This is a genomic window from Ensifer sp. BR816 (genome assembly GCF_000378985.1).
Lineage (GTDB): Bacteria > Pseudomonadota > Alphaproteobacteria > Rhizobiales > Rhizobiaceae > Sinorhizobium.
Map to the genome: position 1 here is coordinate 2,621,529 of NZ_KB905370.1, position 26,067 is coordinate 2,647,595.

Below are 26,067 nucleotides of genomic sequence, written 5' to 3' on the forward strand. Positions count from 1 at the left end.
GGACCATCTCGCTGGGGACCTTGAGCGATGGGAGAGGAATTCCTTCCGCTAGGCATGCTTAACCGACCGGATGCCGTCGGTTGTTCGCGAGCGCGCGTCGAACAAGCAGGCGCGATCTGTTATCGAATGTCCGCCGATAGTTCTCTTGAGGTATTGCTTGTCGCGAGCCGCAGAAACGGTCGCTGGGGAATCCCGAAGGGACGCATCGAACCGGGGGAAAGCTCCGGGGTTGCAGCGGCCCGTGAGGCGTTGGAAGAAGCGGGTGTCAGAGGCATCGTCTCAAATGATACGATCGGCTCGTTCGTCTACACCAAGGACAGCAGCAATTTTGCATTCCACCTCGATGTCCATTTGCTCGAGGTCAAGGAGACGCTTGTAGACTTCCCGGAAAAGCAAGTCCGGAAATTGCAATGGACGCCGCTTGAAACCGCGGCCGATGCGGTGTCGCACCCAAGGCTCCGCGATCTCCTTCTTTGCTTGGCTGAAAAAATGTATCCCGATCTTTCTGCCGTTTTTGGATAGCTTAGGGGCTTAGCGGCGTCTCCGTTCCATGTCCGGGCGCCATTTCGGGGTTATCGCGGACGCCAGGCGCCGCGAATTGAAACCTTGAACCGTATCTCGTCTCGGCTCGATCACATCGCGCCCTTTAAGCAGCAGTCCGTGAGGGGCTTGGATCCTCTGGAGGCGATCCGGCAATGCGAAGCCCATCACCGGATGCTGTACGAAACCGCGCCACAAGCTCGAACAGACCGGAGGCCTGGCTGGAGAGCCGCTGCGTCATGGCGGTGCTGTCCTCGACCATGGTGTTGTTTTGCTGAGTGACCGCGTCGAGCTCGAGCATCGTCTGATTGATGTGCCGCAGGTCGTTTGCCTGGTCGCGGGCGTCGCCCGCGATCTGCCATGTCTGATCGTTTATGGCATGAATCTGATGGGAGATTTCATTCAGGGTGTCGCCAGCCGCCCTTACCAACGAGACCCCTCTCGCGACCTCATCTCCGGAAGCGGTGATGATCGCCTTGATCTCGCGCGCGGCGAGCGCCGATTTCTGGGCCAGCTCCCGCACCTCGTGTGCAACGACGGCAAATCCCTTGCCGGCCTCACCGGCGCGTGCCGCCTCGACGCCGGCATTCAGCGCCAGAAGATTGGTTTGGAAGGCGATGTCGTTGATGGTGCCGATGATCTGCGAAATCGAGGACGAGGCCGCCTCTATCTGACCCATGGCGCTGACGGCATTGCTCACGACGTCACTCGAGCGATCCGAGCTGGACTTTGCTGCTGCCGCGATCCTGGTGGCCGAGGCGGCGTGCTCGGCGGTTCGTTGCACCGTCACGGTGATCGTGTTCAGCGCCGCCGTGGCTTCCTCCAGTGTTGCCGCCTGCTGTTCGGTGCGCCTTGCAAGCTGGCCTACGGCGTTGCGCATTTCACCGGCGTCGCCCTCGATATGGGCGCTTCTTGCCTTCACATCGCCAAGCGTGATCGCCAGTCTTTCAAGCGACAGGTTGAAGTCGGAGCGCAAACGGTCCAGGCCTTCGCCAAAAGGCCGGTCAATCCGTGCGGTAAGATCGCCATGTGAAAGTCGCTCAAGCCCGGTCGCCAGCATTTCCACGGCTTCGTTGATGTGGCGAGACACGTCCATTTGCGCAACGTCACGGGCCTGTCGTTCCTGTTCGATCATGATCCGCGTCTCTTCGGCCTCGTTCTCAAGGCGCCTGCGATCGAGGAGCGCATCTCTGAAGACGACGACCGAGCGGGCCATGTCACCGATTTCGTCTGTGCGGGTCCTGCCAGCGCAGGCGAGCGCCGTGTCACCGCCGGCGAGCCGGCTCATGTCGCCGACGAGGCTGCTGATCGGCCGCGTCAGGCGACGCGAGAACCAGATGGCGACCAAAATTGCGGCGGCGAGCACGGCCAGGGCAGCCAGCACGGTCCAGTTGCGCAGGGCCGTCACCGCCGCAAATGCCTCGCGCGACGTCATGACCGCTGCCACGGTCCAGCGCGTGCCGAACGCATCGAGGCTGGTCGCGGCCATCTGCGCCTCTTCTCCCCGGAAATCGTCGAGCCCGCTGCTGACGATACCACTCGTAGCCGTCCCGCTTGCCTCGTCGATCCGGGCCTTGAGAATGTCGTTCTCGGCCGTGCGAGCGCTGTCGGTCAGGGAAAATCCCTTACCATCCAGCAAGAGTGTCTCGCCTGTTTCTCCGAGACCGGTTCTGTTGCCGATGATCTCGCCAATAAGCGCGTCCGGCATTTCGAGGATCAGCGTGCCGATCTTGCCGTCGAGCGATTCGAGCGGAATGGCGATGAATGCCGAAGGTCTTTCGCCAAGCGCGGCGTAGCTCTCGTAGGACGCAAAGGCGAGCCTGTCCTTGTCGGTCCCTTCGGCCGCGGCCCGAAAGATCCGACCCAACCCACTCTCCCGCCATGCGTCGCCCATCAGATTGACGGCGTAATTGCCCTTCTTGCTGAGCGAATAGACGACGTCGCCGTTGAGATTGACCAGCAGCACGTCCCTGTAACCATGCGCTTCCGCGAAGCGGCGAAAGAAGGGATGGTAGCGGCCATGCAGCTTGTCGTATTCGTCCTTCCCGGCGGAGCCGTAGAGGGCGCGCCGGTCTTCAGGGTTGGGGTTGTTTGTCACATAGCGCTGCTGCAACTCGGCAAGGGGCTTGTCGCCGGTCCCTGCGGCGGTGTTCAGCTCACTGAGCGCCTTGGCGACCGGCTTCTGCGTCTGGAGATTGCGCAGGTCGTTTTCGATCGTCGTCAGGTAATGGCGAAGCTCGTTGCGGCGGGCGTCGGCCAGCGCTTCGAGCTTTTCGACTGCAGCGCGCGATGAGATACCGGCGCTGACGGTAAGGCTGGCAAGGCTGGTTGCGGCAATGGAGGACACGGCGAGAACCGCCGCTGCGAGGGGAAGCTTCGCGGACAAACGCATAACGACACCGGGCTTTTCGAAGTGGGGAAATACCAACAGAAGGTGGGTCGCGACGCCTCATGCGCCCGGCGGTTGAACTCCGCCGGCAGAGTTATACGCTTTCATGTTACAGTTTGATGACGACGGGCGGGGCTTGGCGACGCACGTGTGGCGGGAACCGTACCAAATTCGTCGGAACTCGGTGGAGGCGAGGGTCGACGACGTATTAGCTCGAATCGTTGGTGCGATCCGGGAAGTTTCGCAGAGTGTACTCGCCGACTTCGTTCCGAATACCGCTTGAATCGGTTACGGAATTCATTGCCCAAGCAGTTCACAGGACGCTGACGAACGCGCGGTCTCCGTGTCCGAACCTGATGGCGACGGCGGACCAATTCGTCCAGCAGCCCTTCTTCGATCCCTAAGCAACCGGGGTGGCAGATACAAAACTGTCACAAGACTCTTATGCGGAGGTTCTAAAACAGGATGCGACGCCAAAGCGTCCACGGCAAAGAAGGTGGCATTCATTTTAGACGGGTATGGCGAACGTAGGGTGTCGACCACTTCTTTGCAGGATAATGCTACTTGCAATCGAAGTTGATATCAATCACATCCTATGTTAGATACAAGTTGTTTTGTTAATATTGGCGTAATACAACAAATATTCGAGTAAGTCTATAAGTAAAAATCTATTTATATATCACTGATTTATTTATATATGTTTGATACGCCATAAACTGAAGATAAATTACTGTAATGAATTATAAGCACGTCGCAACACAAAGTATTTATGGCTGAATAATACCATTTATGATAGAGAGAATTTTTACTTGATATTTTCACAATGTAGATGGAGACGGACAATGTCCAAAAAATCAGAAGGAAGAATCGTTCTCGTCATCGACGCGTTGGAGTTACGCCGAGCGGGGATTACATCACTGGTCGACGAGTGGGCTGGTGCGATCGGTCTCGAAACCGTTGGAATTTCTCCTGACGAGATGCCCGCGCACAGTCAGTTAGGAGAGGTCGTGCGATTTGTCATATTGAGCGTAGGAGGCTCGTCCCTTCGCGAGGGGGTTCTGCAGAATTGGGCGAAGAGCGCGCGGGAGTTGTTTCCGAACGCGCCACGCGCAATCATTTCCGACAGAATGGAAGCCGAGGAGGCGATCGTGGCCGCCCAGATTGGCAAACAGGCCTTCCTCTCCACGAGCATGGAGCCTGGGATCGCTCGCCAGGCGCTGACTTTTATCCTTGGTGGTGGAACGTTCTTTCCTCGCGAGGCCCTCCTTCACCAATACCCATCGACGGCGCGCTCCGTGAGGAGCCAGGCGCCGGAACATAAGAATGAAAATGAGGGACTGACGCGGCGCCAGAACGAGGTGCTCGAGCGGCTACGGCAAGGCAGGTCCAACAAGCATATAGCGCGTGACTTGGCGATGGAGGAATCGACGGTCAAGGTGCATGTCCGACAGATAATGCGAAAACTTGGCGCTTCAAACAGGACGCAGGCGGCTCTGTTCGGCGCGGCGGTCATGGACAAGGGACTTGGCGCCGCGCCTGTTCAGGACGGCGTCCAGTCCAGCGTTGCTCCGGCCACGTTTGCGGGCAGGGGCATCGCGATCGAACAACCTGGCGGGGGCGCAAGTGCCGCCGGAAGCGGGCCAATCACCAGCAGGCCGCCGGAACCGTCATAATTTCAGACGAGGCACTACCGCGTAATTCCTTTAATCCCATCTGATTCAAGAAATTAGGCGGCTTTTCAAAGCGCTACGGCGACCTGGCGCCCGATAGCGCCTGGAAGACGAAGGCGCAGGTGCTCCTTCGCCGATGTCTCTGTTCTCAGCTTTACTCCAAAACTCTTACGCACACTGCGATTTGAGCGATCATACTTCCGATGGTGTGCTCTCACTCGGGATGATGGCTGATTGAACGGATGCTTTCCCGCGACGCCGGCTTTACCTTGGAAATAACCAATGGGGATATGCAAACATGCCAGCGTACACGTTCGGAGGCATCTGGTCGTCACTGTTCCGTCACTTTACTTCGTACGACGTCAGCAGCCGCGATGCGCATTGGATCGAACCCCTTGGCGCCAGCGGCCGGGGGGAAGGTCCGCCGGTTGTCACAAGGTCGGTGACAGCCGAAAGCGCGCTTGCCGTGACCATCTTCGGCGGGGCCGACGCATTCGGACTGGACTCCACGGCCAGTGCCAATGGCAGGCTTCAGCTGGTGGACCGAGGACTCGCGGCGTTCGCCATCGGCGGCGCCAGCTTCACCGCGGCGGCACGCGGTGACTCAGCCTTCGCGTCAGCGTATGCAGGCGTGGCCATAGCTGGCGCCGATCTGTCTATCGTGTCTGCGCAAACGGTGACAGGCGGAGCGAGTGGCAGCGGTTCCGATGAAATGGCTGAAACGACGAGGCTGAGCTTCGTCGCTCTAGACTTGATGTTCGATCTCGATCGCCAAGTTCAGGTCGAGAGGGCTGAATCTCACGTCTCGGACGATGCGAACATTGGGGCGCTGCAAGGAAATACGGCGTTCTTCAACGTCGATGCCGTAGCGGTGGGCGAGAACAGTTTCGTGGACGTTCAGGCCGACGTGATGGCGGTAGAGGACGCGCTTTCGACTGTCACGGTCTCCGCGGGCGCAGCCGTAAGCGGCGAAGTGGCCTACACGGAGATCGTCGGCTCGTCGCGGCCGGACAGGATCAGCACCGGACCCGGCGACACGCTCGTCTTTTCAGGGGCCGGCGACGACAATGTTCTGGCAGGCGCCGGGGATGACTGGATTTTCGGAGGCCGGGGCCGTGACACGGTTCAAGGGGGGGCGGGAAGCGACACCCTCCTTGGCGAAGGTGGCACGGACCGACTGCACGGCGGCGAAGGCGCTGACTGGTTGTTCGGCGGCGAGGGCGGCGACACGGTTTGCGGCGGCGACGGAGACGACCTTCTCCTTGGCGGCGACGACGACGATACAATGAACGGCGGAGCCGGGAACGACATCCTGTGCGGCGGCGAGGGCCGCGACTGCCTGGATGGCGGCGCTGGCGATGACATCTTCCGGCTTGGCGCTCAGCGCGGCGACGACCGCGACGTCCACAGTGGCGGGAGCGGCAGCGATCTTTTCCTTCTCGTCGGCGGGTTCGGCGGCGACGTGATCCAGGACTTCTCGATAGGACAAGGCGACCGCCTTGCCATTTCCGAACTGGACGGGGTCGCCGCGCTCGGGCGAGGCGCGTTCACGATGCAGCGCTCGTCCGGCGATGCGGACGACCTGGTGATCACCTTCGATACTTTTGACCGCCGCTCCGAGCTGACGCTGGACGAATTCTTCGCACTCAACCAGGGCTATGGTGGCATGCCACGCAGGGGAACCTTCAGCGACGCTCAGGCGGGAGCGCTGCTCAGGACGCTCTCGCTTGATGCCGACGACCGTCAGATTGGTCAGGAGGCTCAACTGCTCCTGCAACTGGGCGACCATTTGTCCTTGCTCGGTTAGCGGCCCGCACGGCGGCTTCCGTACGCCCGAGCGAAGCGGCCTTGCCGCCCCAGAGACAGTGCTACTTTCGCCTGACGCTGCCCCAACGATCTATAGCACTTCCGAGCCTCGGGCTCTTCCAGGACCATTGGACTATCCATCATTTGAACGTCTGATAGTGACGAACGCCCGGTGTATGGTGCCTTGACGACTTTGGACGAAATAGTGGAGGTAAACATGTCCGCGACCCGTACATCGAGCGTAAGCATCGGCGTTTCGACATCGACCGGAGATGCTGGCGACGAAACCTATTCCGAAGCCTCCTATGTCTCCGAGACCACGGTTTTCGTCGGGGATTTATTAAACGTCGACGGCGGAGGGCTCGGCGTCGGCGTTCAAGCCGACGCCACAGCCGTCGGGACCGATACGCTGGCCCAGCTTGAGGTGACCGCGACCGTTTCCGACGGCACCTATGTTGATTCCGCCTCGGCCTCCGTGAGGGCTGTGGCGGCCGCGCAGTCGCCCGACGACCTTGCTTATGCGGCCGCGGCTGCGCTGGTGGAGGTTTATGGCGGGGCCGACGTCTATTATGGCGGCACTCGCTCGATTACCTATACGGTACAGGACGAAACCGGGTCGACGACCGTGTCGGAAGTCTCGGCCAGCGTTCATGCGCTGCAGTTTTCAGCCGGCGGAGGTGCCGGCTCCCAGCAACCGGTTCCGGAGTACGTTCCCGAAACCCAGCCTCCCCAGGAGGAGCCGCCGCCTTACCCTGGGCCTGAATGCGGCTGCGGCGAACCTGACCTTGGCTACGTCATCGAGATCGACGGAAACCTCGCGGCATTCGACATCGAGGCCAATGCGTTCGGCCCGAACACGCTGGCTGACGTGTCCGCCGATGCGTTCGTTGTGGAGGATCAGATATCTACTGTTACGGCAGTCGTCGTCGCCGCCATCGCATAAACCGCTTCATGCGCGATTCTGAAAGGCGCTCTTTCGGTACCTATGATGTATACGCAAAATATAATTGCGTTGCATTCAGATCTTCATGGGTTGAATCCTAATGAATTTTGATTGAAGTTCATGAGCTTATGAGAATAATTCCTCGATAGTATTATGAGCATTCGCATACTCCCTTAGTTTTGTACGTCGGTTGCCACTTTGCCTCTGCTTGGCGCCAGGCTTAAGCTTCCCATGGTCAGAGCAAAAGCCTGGCCAGATCACGCTAAAGGAGTGAGACTATGAGCTTCTACGACCCCAATGAATTCGAATACGAGAAGGAAATCGAAGTCGAAGTGGAATTCGCTTTCGAAGCCGACGTCGACATCGACTACTACAAAGACGTTGATATCAACGTCGACTATTGCGTCGACGTCGACATCGACGGCAACGAAGCGACCTATGCAATCGACGTCGAGGCCATCGGCGAAGATACCTCCGCCGAGCTGGACCTCGTTGTCCTCGTGATCGAAGACGAGCTGTCGTCGATCACCGCCGTGGGCCACGCCGCGGTCGCCTAAGCGATGCCGAGCGTCTAAAGTCGCTCCGGGAAAAGGCTACCCAACTCTCCAGAGCGCAAGGGACCCTGTTTTTGGCAGGGTCCCTTTTTTGCAAGCAAACTAAACGCCCACCTCTGGTGGCGGTCATGACTTGCCCGTGGCGCGGCTGTGGAGCAGTCACCGACCAAGGGTGTACGCCCGAAGAAGGGTCCACCAACGCGTTGTGTTAGTTCGGGCAAATGCCCCCTAGCATATGTCGAGAAGCTACGCCGCAAGCCACATCGGCATATAGGAGGGCAGAATGGCTCGCAGTTCGAATTCCCGTCGGTCGTCTACCGTATCGTCCCACAACAGCGCATCGCCATCGGTCAATACACTGTCCGCCAAGGACGGTCCGGCGGCACAGGAATCCTTCACGAGCCTCGCCACGACGTCCGCACTGCTTTCGTCGCCCGCCTATAGCCTCGTCCAGCTGGACAACAACGGTAACAGCTATACCCATGCGGCCGATGGAAGCTTCCGGATAGAGGGCCTCGACGGCAACGACGACATCACCGTGGCAGCGTCAAGCACGGGCAATGACTATCTCGACGGCGGCGCTGGCAACGACAAGCTGAACGCGGCCGGGACCGATGATTTTCTCGACGGCGGCGCTGGCAGCGACATACTGAACGGCAATGCGGGCAACGATATCCTGCGCGGCGGCGCTGGCGCGGATATGCTCAACGGTGGGGCGGGCATCGACACCGCCGACTATTCCACCTCCGCCGTTGCAGTCACGGTCTCGCTTCCGTCGAACCCCAGCCGGACATCGCGCGGTTCGGGAGGCGACGCCGCTGGCGACACGCTGAGCAGTATCGAGAACCTGATCGGTTCAGCCGGAGATGACCAGCTCAGCGGCAACGGGATCGACAACCAGCTCGTCGGAAACGCCGGGGAGGATATCCTGCGCGGCATGGACGGCAACGATCTCCTGATCGGCGACAACATGGTCGACGTCAATTTGGACGGTGTGCCAGACGACGAGAACATGGACGGCGTCCCGGACGAGGTGGAAGAGGATCAGGCGGGGGCCAGCGATTTCCTCGATGGCGGCTTTGGCGACGATCGCCTCTACGGCGGCGGCGGCGACGACACGCTCAATGGTGGGTTCGGCAACGACGTGCTGCGTGGCGGTCATGGCGATGATTTCCTCAACGCCAGCGACGGCGACGACATTCTCGACGGCGGCGAGGGCAATGACACATTAGTCGCGAGCCTTGGCAATGACATCCTGCGCGGCGGTGCTGGCGATGATTTCCTCAACGCCTCGATCGGCAGCGACACCCTTGACGGCGGCGACGGCAATGACAACCTGATCGCCAGCAGCGGCGACGACACGTTGCTCGGCGGGGCCGGAGCCGATTCCCTCGATGGCGGTGACGGGGCTGACATCCTCGACGGTGGCAACGGCGACGATACTCTGATGGGCGGCAACGGAGCCGACCAGATGGATGGCGGCGCGGGCAACGACACCGTGAGCTATGCCACTGGCGGGGCCGTCGGCATCAATCTGGGAACTGGCGCAGTCAGCGGCGCGGCGGTCGGCGACGTCCTGGTGAACATCGAGAGCATCACCGGCTCGAGCCAAAACGACATTCTGGTCGGCGACGGCAACAACAACACCTTCACCGGTGGCGCCGGGGCCGACCAGATCATCGGCCAGGGCGGATTCGACACCGCCGACTACTCGACCTCAGCGGCCGGCGTCACCATCAACCTGAATACGACCGTGGTTGATCCCTTGGCAATCGGAACCGGGACCGGTTCCGATGCCGAGGGGGATATGCTTCAGCTCATCGAGCGGATCATCGGCTCGGCCTTCATCGACACGCTGAACGGCGGCGAACTCAACGAGACCCTCATGGGCGGCGGCGGCGCGGATTTCATCAATGGCGGTATCGGGACAGACACCGCCGAATATTCTTCGTCCGCTGCCGGCGTTTCGATAACGCTGGACGACTCGGGCGCTGCGCTCGGCGTCGGCGGTGACGCCGAAGGCGATATACTGACCTCGATCGAGAACCTGACCGGCTCGGGCGCTGACGACACTTTGATCGGCAACGCCCTGACGAACCGCATCGACGGCGGTGCGGGTAACGATTTTATACGCGGCGGCACCAACACGGGGACCGAATTCCTCATCGGCGGCGAAGGCATCGATACGGCCGACTATTCGACTTCAGGCACTGCCGTGATCGCCAGGTTGTCGGACAGTCAAACCAGTGGGGCGCTTTCGACCGGTGGCGACGCGCAGAACGACGTTCTCGTCACAATGGAGAACATCATTGGCTCTGCGTTCGATGATCAGCTATTTGGTGCATCGGCCACCAACCGGCTGGATGGTGACGCGGGAAACGATGTGCTGATAGGCGGCGCGGGCGCGGACGTGCTCATTGGCGGCGCTGGAACCGACACCGCTTTCTATCAGACCTCCGGCGCCGGCGTCACAATCGTCCTCGACAATACGGGCGCGGCGCTCGGCGTCGGCGGCGATGCGCAAGGCGACCAACTCAGTACGATCGAGAATCTCATCGGCTCCAATTTCGACGACCTTCTGGTCGGCAATGGCAGCGTGAACCGCCTCGAGGGCGGCAGCGGAAACGACACTTTCCGCAGCGGTGCGGGCGGCTCGTCCGCGGGCGGGATCGCAGAATTCATCATCGGCGGAGCAGGCATCGACATGATCGACTATTCCGCCTCCACGGGCGGAGTGTTGGCGCGCCTCTTCAGCGGAACGTCCGGAAGTCTCAGCCAAGGGGGCGAAGCCGACGGAGATTTGCTCCTGCAGATGGAAAACGTCATCGGGTCGAATTTCAACGATCAATTGTTCGGAAGCACGGCGAGCAACAAGCTGGTCAGCGGTTCCGGCAGTGACCAGATGCGGGGTGGCAGCGGCGCCGATAATATTTCGGCAACGGGAACCGGGGCCAAGGTCATGTACGGCGATGGAATCGCCGATGGCGGCGTGGCCGGTCAGGATACGTTCCGGATTCTCGGCGGCGCGGGCAATGTGATTGCAGACTATCAAACCGGTGAAGATCTCTTCCTGAACAGTCTCAACGCAACAGGGGGCATTGCGCTCACCGCGATCAGCATCGGCGGCGTGGCAACATGGGCCGGCCGGTTTACTGGTAGCACCCACCAGACATACGTCGCATTGGGCGCCCAGGGCTCGGTCAGCCAGGCCCAGGCGGCCGCGGCGCTCAATACGCTCATTGCGAACGACCTGTTCATCGATCCGGCTCTGATCGCCTGAGACCGAACCAATAAGGGGATTGGGAATGGCCGCAAAAGCATCGGCCGACAAGCGTCGGCGCAGCAAGACGGATTTGGACTACGCGACTGGACAGATTCGTTCGTCTCTCCTGGTGCTGGCGATATTCAGCTTCGCCATCAACCTGCTGATGCTGACGTCGCCGCTTTACATGCTGCAGGTCTACGACCGCGTTCTCGTGTCCGGCCGGGTAGAGACGCTCGCTATGCTGACGGTTTTCGCCGGAGGTGCGCTACTCGTCCTGGGCGTGCTCGACAGCCTGCGCAGCTCGGTGATGATTAGGATGGGATGCTGGCTGAACGACAGGCTAGGGCCAGTGCTGATCTCGGGTGGCGTGCGTGCCCGGCTGGTCGGCGACAACGCCGGAGCACAGCCTCTGCGCGATCTCGCCCAGGTGCAGTCCTTCCTGTCCTCGCAAGGGCTGACGGCGCTCTTCGACGCGCCGTGGACGCCCGTCTTCCTCGCCCTGATTTGGTTGCTCCATCCTGCGCTGGGAATCCTTGCCGTCGGTGCCGCACTGCTGCTGGTGCTGCTCGGCCTGCTCAACGAACTGACGACCCGGCGTGCGTCCCAGGCCGCCAGCACCAAGCAGATAGCGGCTTTCCAACAAGCTGAGGCGACGATCCGCAATGCCGAAGTGGTGCGGGCGATGGGAATGCTCCCCGGATTGCTCGAACGGTGGCGGGCGAGCAACGGTTCCTCGCTCGATGCAACCCGCTCCTCGGCGGAACGCAGCGCCGCGATACTTGGGGTCACCAAGTTCCTACGCTTCTTCGTCCAATCGGCCACGCTCGGGCTTGGCGCCTATCTTGTCTTGCAGAGCGAAGTGACTGGCGGCGCCATGATCGCGTCGTCGATTCTCCTTGGCCGAGCGCTCGCTCCGATCGAGCTCGCGATGGGAAGCTGGCGGAATTTCTTGTCGACCCGGATTGCCTATGATCGCCTAAAATCTCGCCTGCAGGCCATCCCCGCCGAGGCCCAGCGGATACACTTGCCCGAACCCTATGGGTACATTTCCCTCAATAATGTCTCCTATTCCGCGCCCGCGACCAAGGCGCACGTGATAGACAATGTCAGCTTCCGGCTGACGCCTGGCGAGGCCTTGGCGGTGATCGGACCATCGGCCAGCGGCAAGAGCACGTTGTGCCGCCTGCTTGCAGGAATTGCCGCACCGTCGGGTGGAGAAATCAGGCTCGACGGCTCCGAACTCCACCACTGGAACCCAGAACAGCTGGGCCGTTATGTCGGCTACCTGCCGCAGGACGTGGAGCTGTTTTCCGGCTCCGTCCGCGATAACATCTCGCGCATGACGAGGGCGAACGATGACGAAGTCGTTCAGGCAGCGATGCTGGCGCACGCCCACGAGATGATCCAGCGCCTCCCGCAGGGCTACGAGACGCCGATTGGAGATGCAGGTGCCCGGTTGTCAGGTGGCCAGCGGCAGCGCATCGGCTTGGCGCGCGCCGTGTTCGGGAATCCCAAGACCATCATCCTGGACGAACCCAACGCGAACCTTGACCAGTCCGGCGAGACAGCGCTCGCCGCCGCGGTAAGGGCGCTGAAGGAGCGCGGCGCCGCCCTCATGATTGTCGGCCACCGCCCGTCGACCCTGGCCCAGGCCGACAAAATCCTGTTGCTCCGTGAAGGGCGCGTCGAACTCTTCGGCCCGCGCGAGGATGTCCTCGGCAGGCTTCGGTTGGCGGGCGCCGCGTCAAAGCACCTAGAGCCGCAACTGCGCGATGTCGGCGCGGCTCCAGTACGCATGCCGCGCGTCACTGAAATGCTCGGCGAATAAGCCGTTACAAGGATTCGCTGAACTCTCAATCCTCGAATGGAAAGGCAATCCCGTGACAAACAGCAGGTCGAACGTAGTTGCGCTTCCGGGTAATAGGACGCCACGCCAAGAGATCTTGCCGGAACCACTCACGGTGCGCGAGGTGGTCAAGGGTCCGGTCCGGCTTGGTTTTGCCGTGATCGTCATATTCGTCCTCGGCGGCCTTGCGTGGTCGCTGCTTGCCCCGATCGCGGCCGGAGCGATAGCTCCCGGCATCATCAGCCCGGACGGAAGCCGGCGGACCGTCCAGCACCTGGAAGGCGGCATTATCCAGGCGCTAAAAGTCCGGGACGGGGATTTAGTGCGGGCCGGCGAGCCGATCGTAGTCCTTCAAAGCACTCAGGCGGCCGCGGCGAACGAACTGCTTCTGGAGCAATCGAGAACCCTTGTGGCAACGCGCCTGCGTTTGCTTGCGGAACAGGCGGGCAACGATGCGGTCCTCTTTCCGAACGAAATGTTGGCCGAGGGCGATCGCGGGCTGCGCGAGGTCGTTCAGGGGCAGATTTCGATCTTTGAAATGCGCCGCGCGTCATTCGCGGCTCAGTTGCAGGTTCTCGACGACCGGGAGAACCAGTTCAGGGAGCAAATCAGCGCCCTGAAAGCACAAGTGGAAAGCGCCGAGCGACAGATCGAACTTATCGCGAAGGAGCTCGCGGGAAAGGCGCAGCTGCTCCGCAAGGCCCTTGTCACCGAACCAGAAATGCTGACGCTCCAGCGCTTCCAAGCCGCCCTCCAGGGCGAACGCGGTCGGTATCTCGGTTCGATCGCCGAGATCAGGCAGAAGATCGGCGAGATCTCGACCCAACGCATCTCACTCCGCGCCGCGCGCTCTGAGGAAACCTCGACGGAGCTCGAAAGAGTGCGCGCAGAGCTCGCCAGTGTGTCCGAACGCCTCAATGCAAGCCAGGACATTCTGGATCGAACGACTGTGACCGCTCCGGTCAGCGGTAAGGTCGTGAACCTACGTTTCAAGTCGGTCGGCGGCGTCGTCCTCGCCGGCGAACCGATCCTCGATATCGTACCGACCGAGGAGCGGCTGCTCATCGACGCGCGGATAGCTCCTGGCGATATCGATGTCGTGACGGTGGGGCTTACCGCGACTGTCCACCTCACCGCATTTTCAAGCAGGGGCCTGCCGCGCGTGAAAGGCGTGGTCCGAAGCCTCTCTGCCGATCGCATCGTCGACGAGGCGACAGGTCAGGCCTACTACCTCGCGCGCGTGGAGGTGTCGCATGGCGAGCTTTCCTCGCTCGACAAGGGACTTGTCCTGGTTCCGGGAATGCCCGCGGAGGTCCTGGTCGTAACGGCCGAGCAAACCGCCTTCGACTATTTGGTCGAACCTTTCCGTGCGGCCTTTCGCAGAGGCTTGCGGGAAAGCTGAGGTCGTTGACCAGAGAGCTGTACCCGTCTTGCGACCTCCGGTCGTCTGGCGCGATGTTGACCTGGGGAGCGTGCAGGCACCCGCAAGGAGCGGATGAGAACTGGCCGCATGCGTGGCGCGCGGTTCGGACCTGACCGCATAGTGGAACCTTTGCTTGGCTTGCAAGGGAAATCCGAGCTATGAGCCGAGAGTGTGTGCCGAGTGCGTCGCGACGTCGGTTGCAGCACAGACGGCGGAAAGAAGTGTCCGCCGTTCAGAATGAAGGTAAGCGCTTTCAGCGCGAGTTCCGGCGTGATGCTAGTCGGCACGAAGCCTCTCACGCCGGCCTCGAATACTCGGGCCATCTCCCCGGGGTCGCTGCGATCGGACATGACAACGACAGGTATCCCCATAGCTCGGTCGACAAATTGCCGGAGCGAGACGTCTAGCCCCGCGCGGAATACCGATACGTTGCCGATGTTCATCAGAATCATGGCCCGGTCGCCAAGCGGTTTCGCCGTGCCCTCGATGCTGGCTATTTGCCCCAGCTCGATGATGGCGCCGAAGCCTTCGGCCCAAGGCGTCAGCAAGGATTCAACCGCGGCACGACGAAGGCGCAGGTCGTCCATGAGCAGGATAACCGATGGCGGTGCAAGTTCATCTGGCTTTAGCATTGACGCTCCGCATGTCCCTCACCTGGGCGTTGAAGAGGCAATCATACGACAGCGCAGAAGAATTGTTTAGATAACCTTGTGGGACATATCAGTATTCACCTTTGTATATCCACTGGTGAGGATTGCTATATAACAAAGCCGTTCGGAATTTTTCTTGCCGGTAGCAATTTGGATGTAATACGAAATAATCGCCTATTCGCCCTTTGCACGCTGTGCGAAACAACAGACTACGGTATCATCAAGGACAGCCCAGTCAGTTCGCTGCTATTTTTTCGGCTGCAGACGGAGCGCTTGTAAGAACGATACAGCAGGACAACGGTGGGCGCGGTGGAAAAGTCGAAGATGGATTTTACAGCAGCGACAGAGTGGGCAGGCTCGCTCGTCGCGTATCTGGAACCCTACAATTCATTCGTCCTTGCCTCGATGATTGCTTTGCCGCTATTGATCGCTCTGTATTCCCGTAACACTGCCAGCATTGTCGAGGCATTCGTCCTCGGTCTTCTGCTCTCGTTTGTGGTGGGCCAGGGAGAGTCCGTATTCGCCCTGCTTCTTTTCGGAATGGCAACCGTCGTCGCGATCGGCGGCCTCCGGCGGCGGAGGGACGAGCGCTTCCAGGTAGAAATGAAGAAGGACATCCGTGACCTCCATACGAGGGTCGACGACTTTCTTGGCGCGCTGGATCGCCGGACAAAGCATCTCGATCTCGCACTCGCAGCCGCTACGCCCATTCGTGACCTGAGCGAAAATCACGGGCCGCATGGGCACGACCGTGCACCTACACGGCTTCACAACGGCTCGGCCGATTTACCTCTTTGACCCTCTTTTCCGAGACAAGCCGACGGCGCCGTACGCCGGATCGACGAGACTAAGCTTCGCTTGTCTTTAGAGCATTTCATCGTTTCATTGAACCGGTGAAATGATCCAACTCTTTGAAATTACGCAATTCCGGACGGAAAACCGTTACAACACTTTTCTTGGAATTGCTTTAGCTAACCGGTGCCGATCCCCCTGGATAAAGGCGTTACCGCTGATGCACATAGGTGCCGGGCGCATCATCGCTCGGGGGATAGCCTTTTTTCGGGGCGCCGAAGATCGGCGCCGCCACCCGTTCGGGCGCTGAATGGCTGGCAAGCCACTCGACCCAGTCCGGCCACCATGAGCCGTCCTTCGACGTGGCTGCCGCGGCCCATTCGTCCGCACTGACGCTGGCATCGATCTCACGTGTCAATGCGATGCGAAACCCTCTCCGGGGATGGCCTGGCTCGGAGACGATGCCGGCATTGTGCCCCCCGCTGGTCAGCACGAAAGTGACGTCGGTGTCGGTGAGATAATGAATCTTGTAGACGGAATGCCACGGTGCGACATGGTCTCGCTCCGTCCCGACGACGAACATCGGAACGCGGATGTCCTGGAGGTGAGCCGGGCGTCCGTCAACGATGAAACGGCCGGCGGCAAGTTCGTTGTCGAGATAGAGGCGCTGCAGATATTCCGCATGCATCCTGTAGGGCATGTGGGTCGGGTCCGCGTTCCACGCCATGAGATCGGTCATCGGGGTGCGTTTGCCGATCAGGTAGTCATGGACCAGGCGCGACCACACGAGATCGTTGGTGCGCAGCAGCTGAAATGCCCCCGCCATCTGATCGGCGGAGAGACAGCCACTATGCCACATCATGCTGTCGAGAAAATGCAGCTGGCTGTGATCGATGAACAGCGCCAGTTCGCCAGGTTCGGAGAAGTCCGTCTGGGCGGCAAACAGCGTGACCGAAGCCAAACGCTGGTCCTCGGTGCGCGCCATCGCGGCCGCGGCGATCGCCAGAAGCGTCCCTCCCAGACAGTAGCCCGTTGCGTGGATCTTGCGTTCGGGGACGATGGCGCTGACGGCATCAAGCGCGGCCAGCACTCCCAATCGCCGGTAATCGTCGAGGGTAAGGTCGCGGTCCTTCACTGTGGGATTGCGCCAGGAGATGCAGAAAACGGTGTGGCCCCGCGCCACGAGATAGCGGATCAGGGAATTATGCGGTGAAAGGTCGAGGATGTAGTATTTCATGATCCAGGCAGGCACGATCAGGATTGGCTCGGCCAGGACGTCTTCCGTCGCGGGCGCATACTGGATCAGCTCGATCAGGTGGTTTCGGTAGACGACCTTTCCAGGCGTGGCCGCAATATCGGTTCCTACGCGAAACGCTTCCGTCCCGACCGGAGGTTGCTTCATCGCCAGCCGGCCGACGTCTTCGAGCCAATTGCGGAATCCCTGCGTGAAGTTCGCCCCGCCCGTCTCCATTGCCTTGTGGATCACTTCCGGGTTGGCAAAGGGAATGTTGGACGGCGAGAACATGTCCAGCAGCTGGCGCGCGGCGAAGGAGACGACGTCCTCGTGGTGCGGTGTCATGCCCGGCACGTTGCGCGTGACATTGTGCCACCACTGCTGGCACAGCAGGAAACTCTGCGCCCAGACGGTGTAGGGCTGCTTTTGCCAGCCCTCGGCGCGAAACCGGTTGTCTCCCGGCAGCGCCTCGATGCAGGGCGGCGCGTCCGGACGCGTGGCGGCTGCGGCCATGTAAGCCAGCAGAAGGCCCCAATTCTGTCCTGCCTTGTCGGCGAGTTCCATGCGCTTGCCCGGAGCCGATGCGAGGTGGATCGACCAGTCGAAAAAGGCGAGTGTCAACGCGGCAGGAGAAAGACCTCCCGTCGCCATTCCACTCAGCGCCTCACGCATCCGATCGATCGCCCGGAATGCTTCGCCGCCCGAGACCTCGTCTTCGTGTGGCAGCGTCGATTGAGCCGCTATCGCGTTGATCGACCTTGCTTCCGCCGCTCGGTCCGCGGCCAAACCTGGTCTGTCAAACGTCTTCATCGCGAAACTCCATTCAGCCTTGCCACCGCAGTCGTTGATGCCGCCCGATCGCCAACCGGGAATAACGAATGTCCTCGATCGGAGCAGGAGACGGAAGTTTTACTATTTATGATGGTGCGCTGCTTCTCGGCTCTGTGCAAGTCAGCCTTTCGGGACCCCCTCAAGCGGGTCTCGATGGGAACGCTCAGGCCGCCTTGCGCCTTCGGACGGCACATCAACTCGCACAGAAGAGCTCAAGCTCCTCGGTCTCCTGGAGGCGCGGCGCTGCCTGGCTATGGTGCGAACGTCTCAGAAACCATACCGAACCAGGCGCCCCATACGATAGGGAGTGAGGATGGTGCTGAACAGCTGCAGGGCGATCTGGGCGGGCGGTGACATCCGCGCCACCTGTCCGGTGTCCCAATCCGACCGATCCTCGATGAGCTTTAGCCCCGGTACCTGCCGCTCCATCTCTGCCGGGTCGTCGAGCGCCCAATGGAGACAGGCACCGGTGGCGCGAATTGCCGGATTGAAGCGCAACAGTCGGATTGCGAAACTGCTATAGGCGTCGAAGGCTATTTCGCCCGAGGGAAAGTGGCCGGCGATCCGCCGCAGAACCTGCGCAACCTGGTATTCCTTCAAATAGGGCAGGACGCCCTCGGCGACGATCATGGCCGGCCTGTCGGCAGGAAGTTTCGCAATCCAGCCGTCCTCGACGATCGAGCAGGCAATCATCGCGCAGCCCCTACGGTCGGGATAGATCTGCTGACGCAAGGCGATGACATCGGGGAAATCCAGTTCGAACCAGCGAACTCCCGGCCCAGGATCGATCCGGAAGACACGACTGTCGAGACCACAGCCGAGATGGACAACAGTCGCCTCCGGGCAGCGCTCAAGGAACGCCTCCGTCCAGCGATCAAGCATATAGGCGCGCAGCGCAATGCCGATGGTCATGTCGTGACCAACCGTGAGGTGCCGACTGCCCTGATCGATACGGTGCAAGGCATCTGCGGCGAAGCGGTCGCGCAGCAGCGAATCCGGCATGGCGCTCTCGGTTGCCTTGGCTTGGAGCGTGATCAGCAGGGTCTCCCTTGCGCCGGTGAGGCGGATTTGCTCCCGTTGCATCGCTTCCTCCAAGGTGCCCGGCATCAGAGGGTACTCTGTCTGCCGCATCGGCAGCAACGTTCTTCTCGCCCTAGGCCCCCCATCATCGAGAACAGGAGGCAGAGGCAAAAACGCTCGGCTCTGCAGCAAAAAGGCGCGTAGCACCCATGATCGGCTGATGGAGACAGCACTCCCCCTCAAGTTGGCCGGATATGTCCGCAATGCGTCCAAAGACGTGCTTTTCCCCTGTATCGCAAGCGCTATCCTGGGTTATCGTCAAAACTCAGGAGTACGAGAAATGTCCGAACAGAAATCGGCGCTGCTTGTCATCGACGCCCAGGAATCCTTCCGCCAGAGACCTTACTGGGATCCAGCGGAGGTGCCTCTCTATCTTGAGCGCCAGCAAGCGCTGATCGACGGCGCGCGTGCCGCAGGCATCCCGATCGTGCGGATCTTCCATGTCGATGACGAGGCGCCCTTCACGCTCGAAAGCGGCTATGTGCGCACACTCGAGGAATTGCGGCTCGAATCCGACGTCACGTTCCACAAGCATCGCCACTCGGCGCTGGTCGGTTCCGGCCTTGATGTCTGGCTGGTGGAGAACGGCATCCGCCGCCTGATTATCTCCGGTATCCGCACTGAGCAGTGCTGCGAGACCACCACGCGACATGCCTCCGACCTCGGCTGGGACGTTGATTTCGTCTCGGAAGCGACGCTGACCTTCCCGATGGCCCATGCCTCGGGGGAGACCTTCGATGCCGCGGCGATCCGCAAACGCACGGAACTGATGCTTTCCGGCCGTTTCGCCCGGATCGCGACGGTCGAGGAAGCGCTGGGAAGAAAGGCGCTCGCCGCATGAGCAGGGCCGGCCCGGCAAACGAACCGCAGATCATTCCGGTATACACGCTGGTGCCGCCGGAGGCGCTGCTGATCGACATCGCCGGGCCGCTTGAAGTGCTGCGCTACGCCAATCTCGAACAGCAATTACTCCGCTTCGACTGCCGCTACATTTCTGCGACGCCAGGCCAGACGACCTCGATCGGGCTCAGGCTGGACGGTCTGGAGACATTGCCGAAAAGACTCCCGCCGGGGGCGATGCTGGTTATCTCCGGCAGTCTCTCGGTAGGGCAAGCCGAACTTAATGCTTGCCCTCAGTTGCAGCACTTGCGCGACTGGCTGCGCAAGGCTGTGACCACGGATACCCGGCTGGTGACGATCTGCTCCGGCGCGTTGCTCGCCGCTGCGGCCGGCCTGCTGGACAGACGACAATGCACGACGCACTCGGATTGCATCGAGGAATTGCGAGCGATTTCGCCATCCGCATCGGTGTTGGAGAATCGGCTCTATGTTGAGGACGGCAACCGTTTTTCAAGCGCCGGCATTTCGACCGGCATCGACCTTATGCTGCATGTGGTGGCACGCCTGACCTCCGCGCAAGTTGCGCTTGCCGTCGCCCGGCGCATGGTGATCTATCTGAGGCGCAGCGGCTCGGATCCGCAATTGTCGCCCTGGCTTTCCGGGCGAAATCACATCCATCCGGCGATCCACCGCATCCAGGACGCAGTGATGGGCGATCCCGCGCGCGATTGGAAGCTTGGCGATCTGGCGCGACTCGGGGCGCTGAGCGAACGTCACATGACGCGGCTCTTTCGCGAACATACGGGCCTGTCGGTGACGGCCTATGTCAACACCATGCGTGTAGCATTGGTCCGCGACCTGCTCGCCCAGAGCCGTCTCGACATGGAAAGCGTGGCCGAACGCGCCGGCTTTTCCTCGACCCGGCATTTGCGCCGGGTCTGGGCCGAGCACAACGCTGCGCCGCCAAGTCGCTATCGCCGGGAGAGATTGGAGGACGTTTAGTGCATTGTCGTGAAAACAATATGCGTTAGGTTTCGCCGCGCGATCCCCTGAAGGAAAGATGCACGGTGGATCGAAATGTACGGTAAACGACATACTGTCCCCTTCGGCTTCTGTTCAAATCCGCCGAGAATCTGCGATCGGCACGATCTATTGCCACCCTCCCTTGGCATTTGTCTCGTTCACGCGGCGGACGTTCGTGCTCTGGCATGTTCGTCGATAGAGGAAATGATCTCTTCCCAATCTCCGGGATGAATTTCGTGGCCTCCACCTTTGATTTTCATGAACTTCGCATTCGTTACAGCGCGCGCGAGCGCCTCGCCGTGCTCAACTGCGAAAACCGGATCGGCAGTGCCATGAATGACGAGAAGCGGTACCTTCATTTCGTTCAGCCGGCCCTGCCATGTCTCGCCGACCTCGAAGAGGACGCTATGGTTGACCGCGCTGAGATAGCCTCCGGACCGGTCGAAATCCCGTTCGATGAAGGCGCGGGTCCCGGCTTCGTCGAACGGATGCGCTGTCCCCGCCGTCAGGCGGGCGTCCTCGACCAGGTACGTGACCGTGTCTGTGCGGTCCGACCAGTCCGCCTCCACGGACATATGTTCCATCCAATCCTCGCCGCTGGCCGGAAGGTCGGACGTGTCCACTCCGACCGGTGAGGTGCTGATCGCCGTCAGGGAAGAAACGCGCTGCGGCCTCTTCAGCGCAGCCACCTGGCCCACCATGCCGCCGAGGGAAAAGCCGACGATATGGGCTTTCGAAATCCCGTAGCCGTCGAGCACTCGGAAAACGTCATCGACGGCGTCGTCGAAGGTGTAGCCCGGCTGACCGGGGGGATATTTCGTCGAAAGACCGGAATCGCGCTGGTCATAGCGGATGACGAAACGGCCCCGCTCGGCAAGCCGACAACAGAATTGGTCTGGCCACCACAGCATGGACGCCATCCCGCCCATGATGAGAAGTAGCGGTGGATGGGTTGGATTGCCGAAGCCCTGCGTCGCGAGTTCGACCCCATCAGTGCGGATCACGAGTTCACTCATGCGAGGCCCTCCCGGCGCAGCGCGGCTTGCACCCAAGGCCGCTGTTCGATCCGCGCGATGTAATCGCCAAACGGTTCGGGCAGAGGGAACCCGAGTTGCACCGCACCCCACGCCAATTGGAAGAGATAGGCATCCGCGACCGTAAAGGTCTCTCCGAACAGATAGCCCCGATCCAATCGGCCCGCGACGAAGCCAAACCAGTGTACTATTTGCTGGCCAGTCGGCTCCCTGACTTCCTCCGGAAGCGACAGGTAGGTGGGAAACCGCTTGTGAATCTCGGTCGCGATGAAGCTCAACATCTCGAGCAAGCGGTAACGGCCCAGATGGCCATGCGGCGCCAGCTTAGGTGTGCGATCGGCGACCCATGCCAGGATCGCGACATTTTCGGTCAGCACCTCGCCATCGTCGAACGCAAGGGCCGGCACATAGCCCGTCGGATTGATGTCGGTGTAGCGGCCGCCCCCTTCAATCTGTTTAGTCTCGATGTCGACCTTGACCACGTCAAACTCGATGCCTGCCTCCAGCATCGCGATATGGTCGGCCAAGCTGGTGAAACCGGGCGCAGAGTATAGCTTCATCGATCCGACTCCTTCTCGAGTGATTGCTATTTGCAACTGGTTGCAGAATAGACATATCGCTGCGATAATGCAAGCGGCTTAGGCATCACGTCAAGGACGACCAACGTGTCCTGTCGATCATCCTTGAGACCGTCGCTCCATTGTTTGCAGGGCGATGAGGAGGGGTCTGGTAGCGTCCTTGTTTGCCGGATGGCATAGTCCTTCGAAAGCATGGAGGACTGCATCATGTATGTCACGAAAACCATCGCTCAGGACGACAAGGACACCTTCTATCGCGAGCTCGCCGGTCAGCTTCGCGGGCTTCTTGAGGGAGAGCGCGATGCGGTCGCCAATGCCGCAAATCTCTCCGCATTGGTTTTTGATCTGGTGCCCGATCTGAACTGGGCGGGCTTTTATTTCCTGAAATCCGATAGCGAGCTGGTGCTCGGCCCGTTTCAGGGGAGAGTCGCTTGCGTGCGGATTGCCGCCGGCAAGGGCGTTTGCGGCGCCGCCGTCGTGGAAGCCCGCTCCATGCTGGTTCCGGATGTTCACGCATTTCCAGGACACATCGCCTGTGATGCCGCCTCCCGCTCGGAACTGGTGATCCCGCTGATGAAGGACGACAGGATTTTTGGCGTGCTCGATCTCGACAGCCCGATCCCCGGCCGGTTCGATGCCGACGACCAGGCTGGGTTCGAGGCGCTTGCCGCGATCTACGTCGCAGCGAGCGATCTCGAATAGGCCAATCGACCGCGGGAAATTCATCCCTCCAGATGCTGCGGCGAGGCGGGCACTATTCGACTTGGGCTTTCACGGACGGCAATAACTGAATCGATTGGAACCCATAATGGACCGGGATCACATCCATCTTTTCTCATACGGCACTCTTCAGCAGGAAAATGTCCAGATGGCATCCTTTGGCCGCCTCTTGGTGGGTCGCGGGGATGCGATGCCCGGCTTCAAGAAGGAGCTGGTCGAGATCACGGATCCCGATGTCATCGCAAAGAGCGGCGAGAAATACCATCCGATCGTCGTGCCGTCGTCCGATCCTGCGGACGCCATTTCAGGCACTGTCTTCCAGATTACCGAAGCGGAGTTGGCGGCTGCCGACGCCTACGAAGTTTCGGACTACAAGCGGGTTGAGACCATTCTGGCATCCGGGACCAAGGCTTGGGTTTACATCAAAGCCTGACCGTATCGCCTTCACCGTTCTAAGGAAAATGCTGGCAATGACGGGGTCATTGCCAGCGAAGGGACTTGCCGGGAACAGGAGGTGACCCGACAAGTTTGGGGAAGCTGCTAACCTCAAACTCATCCGCTGACCGCATTCAGGAGATCGTATCGTGAAATCACGCCGACGGGCCGTTTGCCATCGGAGACGGTGATAACGCCATCGTGCTCTTTCGCGACCTGCAGGAGCTTCGACAGTTTGTCTGTCGCAAGGACGGAGGGACCGAAGAGTGCTGAGGACTGCCCGTCGGCAAGGGGTTGCATTACCTTGCCGGCGGAAACCAGTTCCAGGCGGGAGATTCCTTTCACGAAATCGGCGACGTAGTCATCGACGGGCTCCGTCACGATTTGCTCGGCGGTTCCCACCTGCACGAACCGGCCGTCCTTCATGATGGCGATATGCGTTCCCAACCGGATCGCTTCGTCGAGGTCATGCGTTATGAAGACGGTCGTCTTGTTGAGGACTTTCGAGAGGTCCAGGAATTGCTCCTGAAGCTGCCGCCTGATGAGAGGATCGAGCGCCGAGAATGGCTCGTCCATCAGGAGAATCTCGGGATCGGCAGCCATCGCGCGGGCGAGCCCCACCCGCTGCTTCATGCCGCCGGAAAGCTCATCGGGATAACGGTCGCCCCAGCCGTCGAGGCTCACCAGGCGCAGCTTTTCGAGCGCGATATCGTGGCGATCAGCCCGGGTCATGCCGCGCAGTTCCAGGCTCAGGGCGACGTTGTCGATGACGGTCCGGTGGGGCAGCAGAGCCATGTTCTGGAACACCATGCCCACGCTTTGCGAGCGCAACTGCCTCAGTTGCGGGCCTTCAAGGGCGTTGACGTCCTGGTTGGCTACGCGGATCACGCCCGCTGTCGGTTCGACAAGCCGGTTGATATGGCGAACGAGCGTGGACTTTCCGGACCCGGAAAGCCCCATGATACAGAAGATCTCGCCCTTTCCGACGGTGAAGGAGACGTCCGCTACGCCCACGACGCAGCGATATTGCTCCAGGATTTCCTTCTTGCTCAAGCCGCGTTCGGTGACCGCCGAATGCGCTTCTTTCGACTTGTCGCCGAAAATCTTCCACACGTTCCTGCATTCGATGACCGCATCAGTCATGCTGGACTCCTCAGTTCTTGATGGCCGACGACGGCAATTGCTGTGCTGAATCCGTCCGGGACGTTCTGGCCACGGAGCGCACGAGCCCGATGGGGCCTCTGCTGAGCCATTCGCCTTTCTTCCGCGGCTTGGCGAGCGCCTGCGTCAGGCGGTCCAGCACGATCGCGAGAGCGACGATCCCGACGCCGCCGACGGTCGCGATGCCGATGTCGAGCCGGCCGATACCGCGAAGCACCATCTGCCCAAGTCCGCCGACAGCGATCATCGAGGCGATCACCACCATCGACAGCGACATCATAAGGGTCTGATTGACGCCGGCCATGATCGTCGGCATCGCCAGGGGCAGTTGCGCCTTCCACAGGAGCTGCGATTCCGTGGCGCCGAAGGCGCGCATCGCTTCGATCACGTCGCCAGGAACCTGTTTCATCCCGAGATATGTCAGTCGGATCACAGGTGCGACGGCGAAAATGACGGTAACGATGACGCCGGGTACGTTGCCGATGCCGAAGAGCATCACCACCGGGACCAGGTAGACGAAAGCCGGAATGGTCTGCATGCCGTCAAGGAGCGGCCGCAGGACCGCGTAGAGCGTTTCCGACCGTGAGGCCCATATGCCGAGCGGAATGCCCAATGCGAGCGAGAAGAGCAGCGAGGTCAGGACGATCGCCAATGTGAGCATCGTTTCCGGCCACACGCCGATGAAACCCACAAAGAGCAAAATGGCGGTAAGTCCGAGGGCGAGCCTCACTCCGGCTATCTGCCAGGAGACGAGCGCGACGACCAAGATCACCACCATCGGAGGCACGGCTCCCAAGGCGGCGGTGAAGGACAGCAACATTGAATCGACTGGTGCCTTCACAGCCTGGAAGAACGGGCGGTAGTTGTCGACGGCCCAGCGCAGGCCGTCTGTCATCCAGTCGGCAAGCGGAAGCTTTCCACAGGCGAAAGGATCGAGATATCCGCATTCTGCCATCTGTTCCCTCTTTCGTTAGTGCTTGCTTATGCTCCTGAATATCACATCGAGACCTGGTTACCCGGCGCAAAAAAGTAGCGTCACACGTGACTTAATTTCGGCTGCCGTCGCGCGATCGAAGCGCCATTCGGTCGGATCATCGAGGAGGGCGGTCAGGGATATTTGCGAGGGGCGCAGCCCGCCGCCTCCCTGCGACGATGTCTCGGGCGGCGACATCATCGCCGCGGCCGCAAGTCGGTGCGACCGTCGCTCGGACAAAGTTCGAGGGAAGTTGGATCGCCCGGCCTTTTATCGAAGG

20 protein-coding genes are annotated in these 26,067 nt (G+C 60.7%); 13 read left to right on the plus strand and 7 right to left on the minus strand.

Going from position 1 to position 26,067, the window contains the following annotated elements:
* Window positions 1-27 precede the first annotated feature (27 nt).
* The gene (locus tag RHIBR816_RS34055; RefSeq protein ID WP_245262583.1) at window positions 28-522 is read left to right on the plus strand and encodes an NUDIX hydrolase; all 495 of its coding nucleotides are present in this window, start codon (window positions 28-30) and stop codon (window positions 520-522) included.
* Between the two features lie 124 nt (window positions 523-646).
* Here the strand turns inward: RHIBR816_RS34055 and RHIBR816_RS0112725 are convergent, their stop codons facing one another.
* Window positions 647-2,932, minus strand: coding sequence for a methyl-accepting chemotaxis protein (locus RHIBR816_RS0112725; RefSeq protein ID WP_018236932.1), 2,286 nt, complete (start codon window positions 2,930-2,932; stop codon window positions 647-649).
* Between the two features lie 839 nt (window positions 2,933-3,771).
* Here RHIBR816_RS0112725 and RHIBR816_RS0112735 point away from each other — a divergent pair.
* From RHIBR816_RS0112735 to RHIBR816_RS0112770, 8 genes are all read left to right on the plus strand, one after another.
* Window positions 3,772-4,602, plus strand: coding sequence for a response regulator transcription factor (locus RHIBR816_RS0112735; RefSeq protein ID WP_018236934.1), 831 nt, complete (start codon window positions 3,772-3,774; stop codon window positions 4,600-4,602).
* A 463-nt stretch (window positions 4,603-5,065) separates the two neighbouring features.
* Window positions 5,066-6,406, plus strand: a complete 1,341-nt coding sequence (locus tag RHIBR816_RS35275) for a calcium-binding protein (RefSeq protein ID WP_157628164.1) — start codon at window positions 5,066-5,068, stop codon at window positions 6,404-6,406.
* Window positions 6,407-6,622: 216 nt separating this feature from the next.
* Complete coding sequence (locus RHIBR816_RS0112745; RefSeq protein WP_018236936.1) at window positions 6,623-7,348, plus strand: hypothetical protein; 726 nt, start codon at window positions 6,623-6,625, stop codon at window positions 7,346-7,348.
* 278 nt (window positions 7,349-7,626) lie between these two features.
* Window positions 7,627-7,905 (plus strand): hypothetical protein, encoded by a 279-nt coding sequence (locus RHIBR816_RS0112750; RefSeq protein WP_018236937.1) that lies wholly within the window; start codon window positions 7,627-7,629, stop codon window positions 7,903-7,905.
* Between the two features lie 280 nt (window positions 7,906-8,185).
* A complete protein-coding gene (locus RHIBR816_RS0112755; RefSeq protein WP_018236938.1) occupies window positions 8,186-11,182 on the plus strand; it encodes a calcium-binding protein in 2,997 nt (998 codons plus the stop codon).
* 25 nt (window positions 11,183-11,207) lie between these two features.
* Window positions 11,208-12,995: a type I secretion system permease/ATPase gene (locus RHIBR816_RS0112760; protein ID WP_018236939.1), complete on the plus strand. Its 1,788-nt coding sequence runs from the start codon at window positions 11,208-11,210 to the stop codon at window positions 12,993-12,995.
* 115 nt (window positions 12,996-13,110) lie between these two features.
* Window positions 13,111-14,415 (plus strand): HlyD family type I secretion periplasmic adaptor subunit, encoded by a 1,305-nt coding sequence (locus RHIBR816_RS0112765; RefSeq protein ID WP_157628166.1) that lies wholly within the window; start codon window positions 13,111-13,113, stop codon window positions 14,413-14,415.
* A gap of 995 nt (window positions 14,416-15,410) precedes the next feature.
* Window positions 15,411-15,884, plus strand: a complete 474-nt coding sequence (locus RHIBR816_RS0112770; RefSeq protein ID WP_018236941.1) for a hypothetical protein — start codon at window positions 15,411-15,413, stop codon at window positions 15,882-15,884.
* Between the two features lie 205 nt (window positions 15,885-16,089).
* Here the strand turns inward: RHIBR816_RS0112770 and RHIBR816_RS0112775 are convergent, their stop codons facing one another.
* Window positions 16,090-17,922 (minus strand): alpha/beta hydrolase, encoded by a 1,833-nt coding sequence (locus tag RHIBR816_RS0112775; RefSeq protein ID WP_026186925.1) that lies wholly within the window; start codon window positions 17,920-17,922, stop codon window positions 16,090-16,092.
* A gap of 288 nt (window positions 17,923-18,210) precedes the next feature.
* Window positions 18,211-19,026, minus strand: coding sequence for a class I SAM-dependent methyltransferase (locus RHIBR816_RS0112780; RefSeq protein WP_026186926.1), 816 nt, complete (start codon window positions 19,024-19,026; stop codon window positions 18,211-18,213).
* 277 nt (window positions 19,027-19,303) lie between these two features.
* Between RHIBR816_RS0112780 and RHIBR816_RS0112785 the strand changes: the two genes are divergently transcribed.
* The gene (locus tag RHIBR816_RS0112785; RefSeq protein WP_018236944.1) at window positions 19,304-19,864 is read left to right on the plus strand and encodes an isochorismatase family protein; all 561 of its coding nucleotides are present in this window, start codon (window positions 19,304-19,306) and stop codon (window positions 19,862-19,864) included.
* Window positions 19,861-20,865 carry a GlxA family transcriptional regulator gene (locus RHIBR816_RS0112790; RefSeq protein ID WP_018236945.1) on the plus strand — a complete coding sequence of 335 codons (1,005 nt, stop codon included), beginning with the start codon at window positions 19,861-19,863 and terminating at the stop codon, window positions 20,863-20,865. The genes RHIBR816_RS0112785 and RHIBR816_RS0112790 overlap by 4 nt, the downstream gene beginning before the upstream one ends.
* Window positions 20,866-21,044: 179 nt before the next feature.
* Here the strand turns inward: RHIBR816_RS0112790 and RHIBR816_RS0112795 are convergent, their stop codons facing one another.
* Window positions 21,045-21,902 (minus strand): alpha/beta fold hydrolase, encoded by an 858-nt coding sequence (locus RHIBR816_RS0112795; RefSeq protein ID WP_018236946.1) that lies wholly within the window; start codon window positions 21,900-21,902, stop codon window positions 21,045-21,047.
* Window positions 21,899-22,480 (minus strand): glutathione S-transferase N-terminal domain-containing protein, encoded by a 582-nt coding sequence (locus RHIBR816_RS0112800; RefSeq protein ID WP_018236947.1) that lies wholly within the window; start codon window positions 22,478-22,480, stop codon window positions 21,899-21,901. Before RHIBR816_RS0112800 ends, RHIBR816_RS0112795 begins: the two co-directional genes overlap by 4 nt.
* 225 nt (window positions 22,481-22,705) lie before the next feature.
* On the opposite strand from RHIBR816_RS0112800, the gene RHIBR816_RS0112805 reads away from it, so the two are divergent.
* Window positions 22,706-23,200, plus strand: a complete 495-nt coding sequence (locus RHIBR816_RS0112805) for a GAF domain-containing protein (protein WP_026186927.1) — start codon at window positions 22,706-22,708, stop codon at window positions 23,198-23,200.
* 106 nt (window positions 23,201-23,306) lie between these two features.
* Window positions 23,307-23,651, plus strand: a complete 345-nt coding sequence (locus RHIBR816_RS0112810) for a gamma-glutamylcyclotransferase family protein (protein WP_018236949.1) — start codon at window positions 23,307-23,309, stop codon at window positions 23,649-23,651.
* Between the two features lie 119 nt (window positions 23,652-23,770).
* Here RHIBR816_RS0112810 and RHIBR816_RS0112815 read toward each other — a convergent pair whose 3' ends face one another.
* The gene (locus tag RHIBR816_RS0112815) at window positions 23,771-24,796 is read right to left on the minus strand and encodes a glycine betaine/L-proline ABC transporter ATP-binding protein (RefSeq protein ID WP_018236950.1); all 1,026 of its coding nucleotides are present in this window, start codon (window positions 24,794-24,796) and stop codon (window positions 23,771-23,773) included.
* Window positions 24,797-24,806: 10 nt separating this feature from the next.
* Complete coding sequence (locus tag RHIBR816_RS0112820; RefSeq protein ID WP_018236951.1) at window positions 24,807-25,769, minus strand: proline/glycine betaine ABC transporter permease; 963 nt, start codon at window positions 25,767-25,769, stop codon at window positions 24,807-24,809.
* Between the last annotated feature and the right edge of the window lie 298 nt (window positions 25,770-26,067).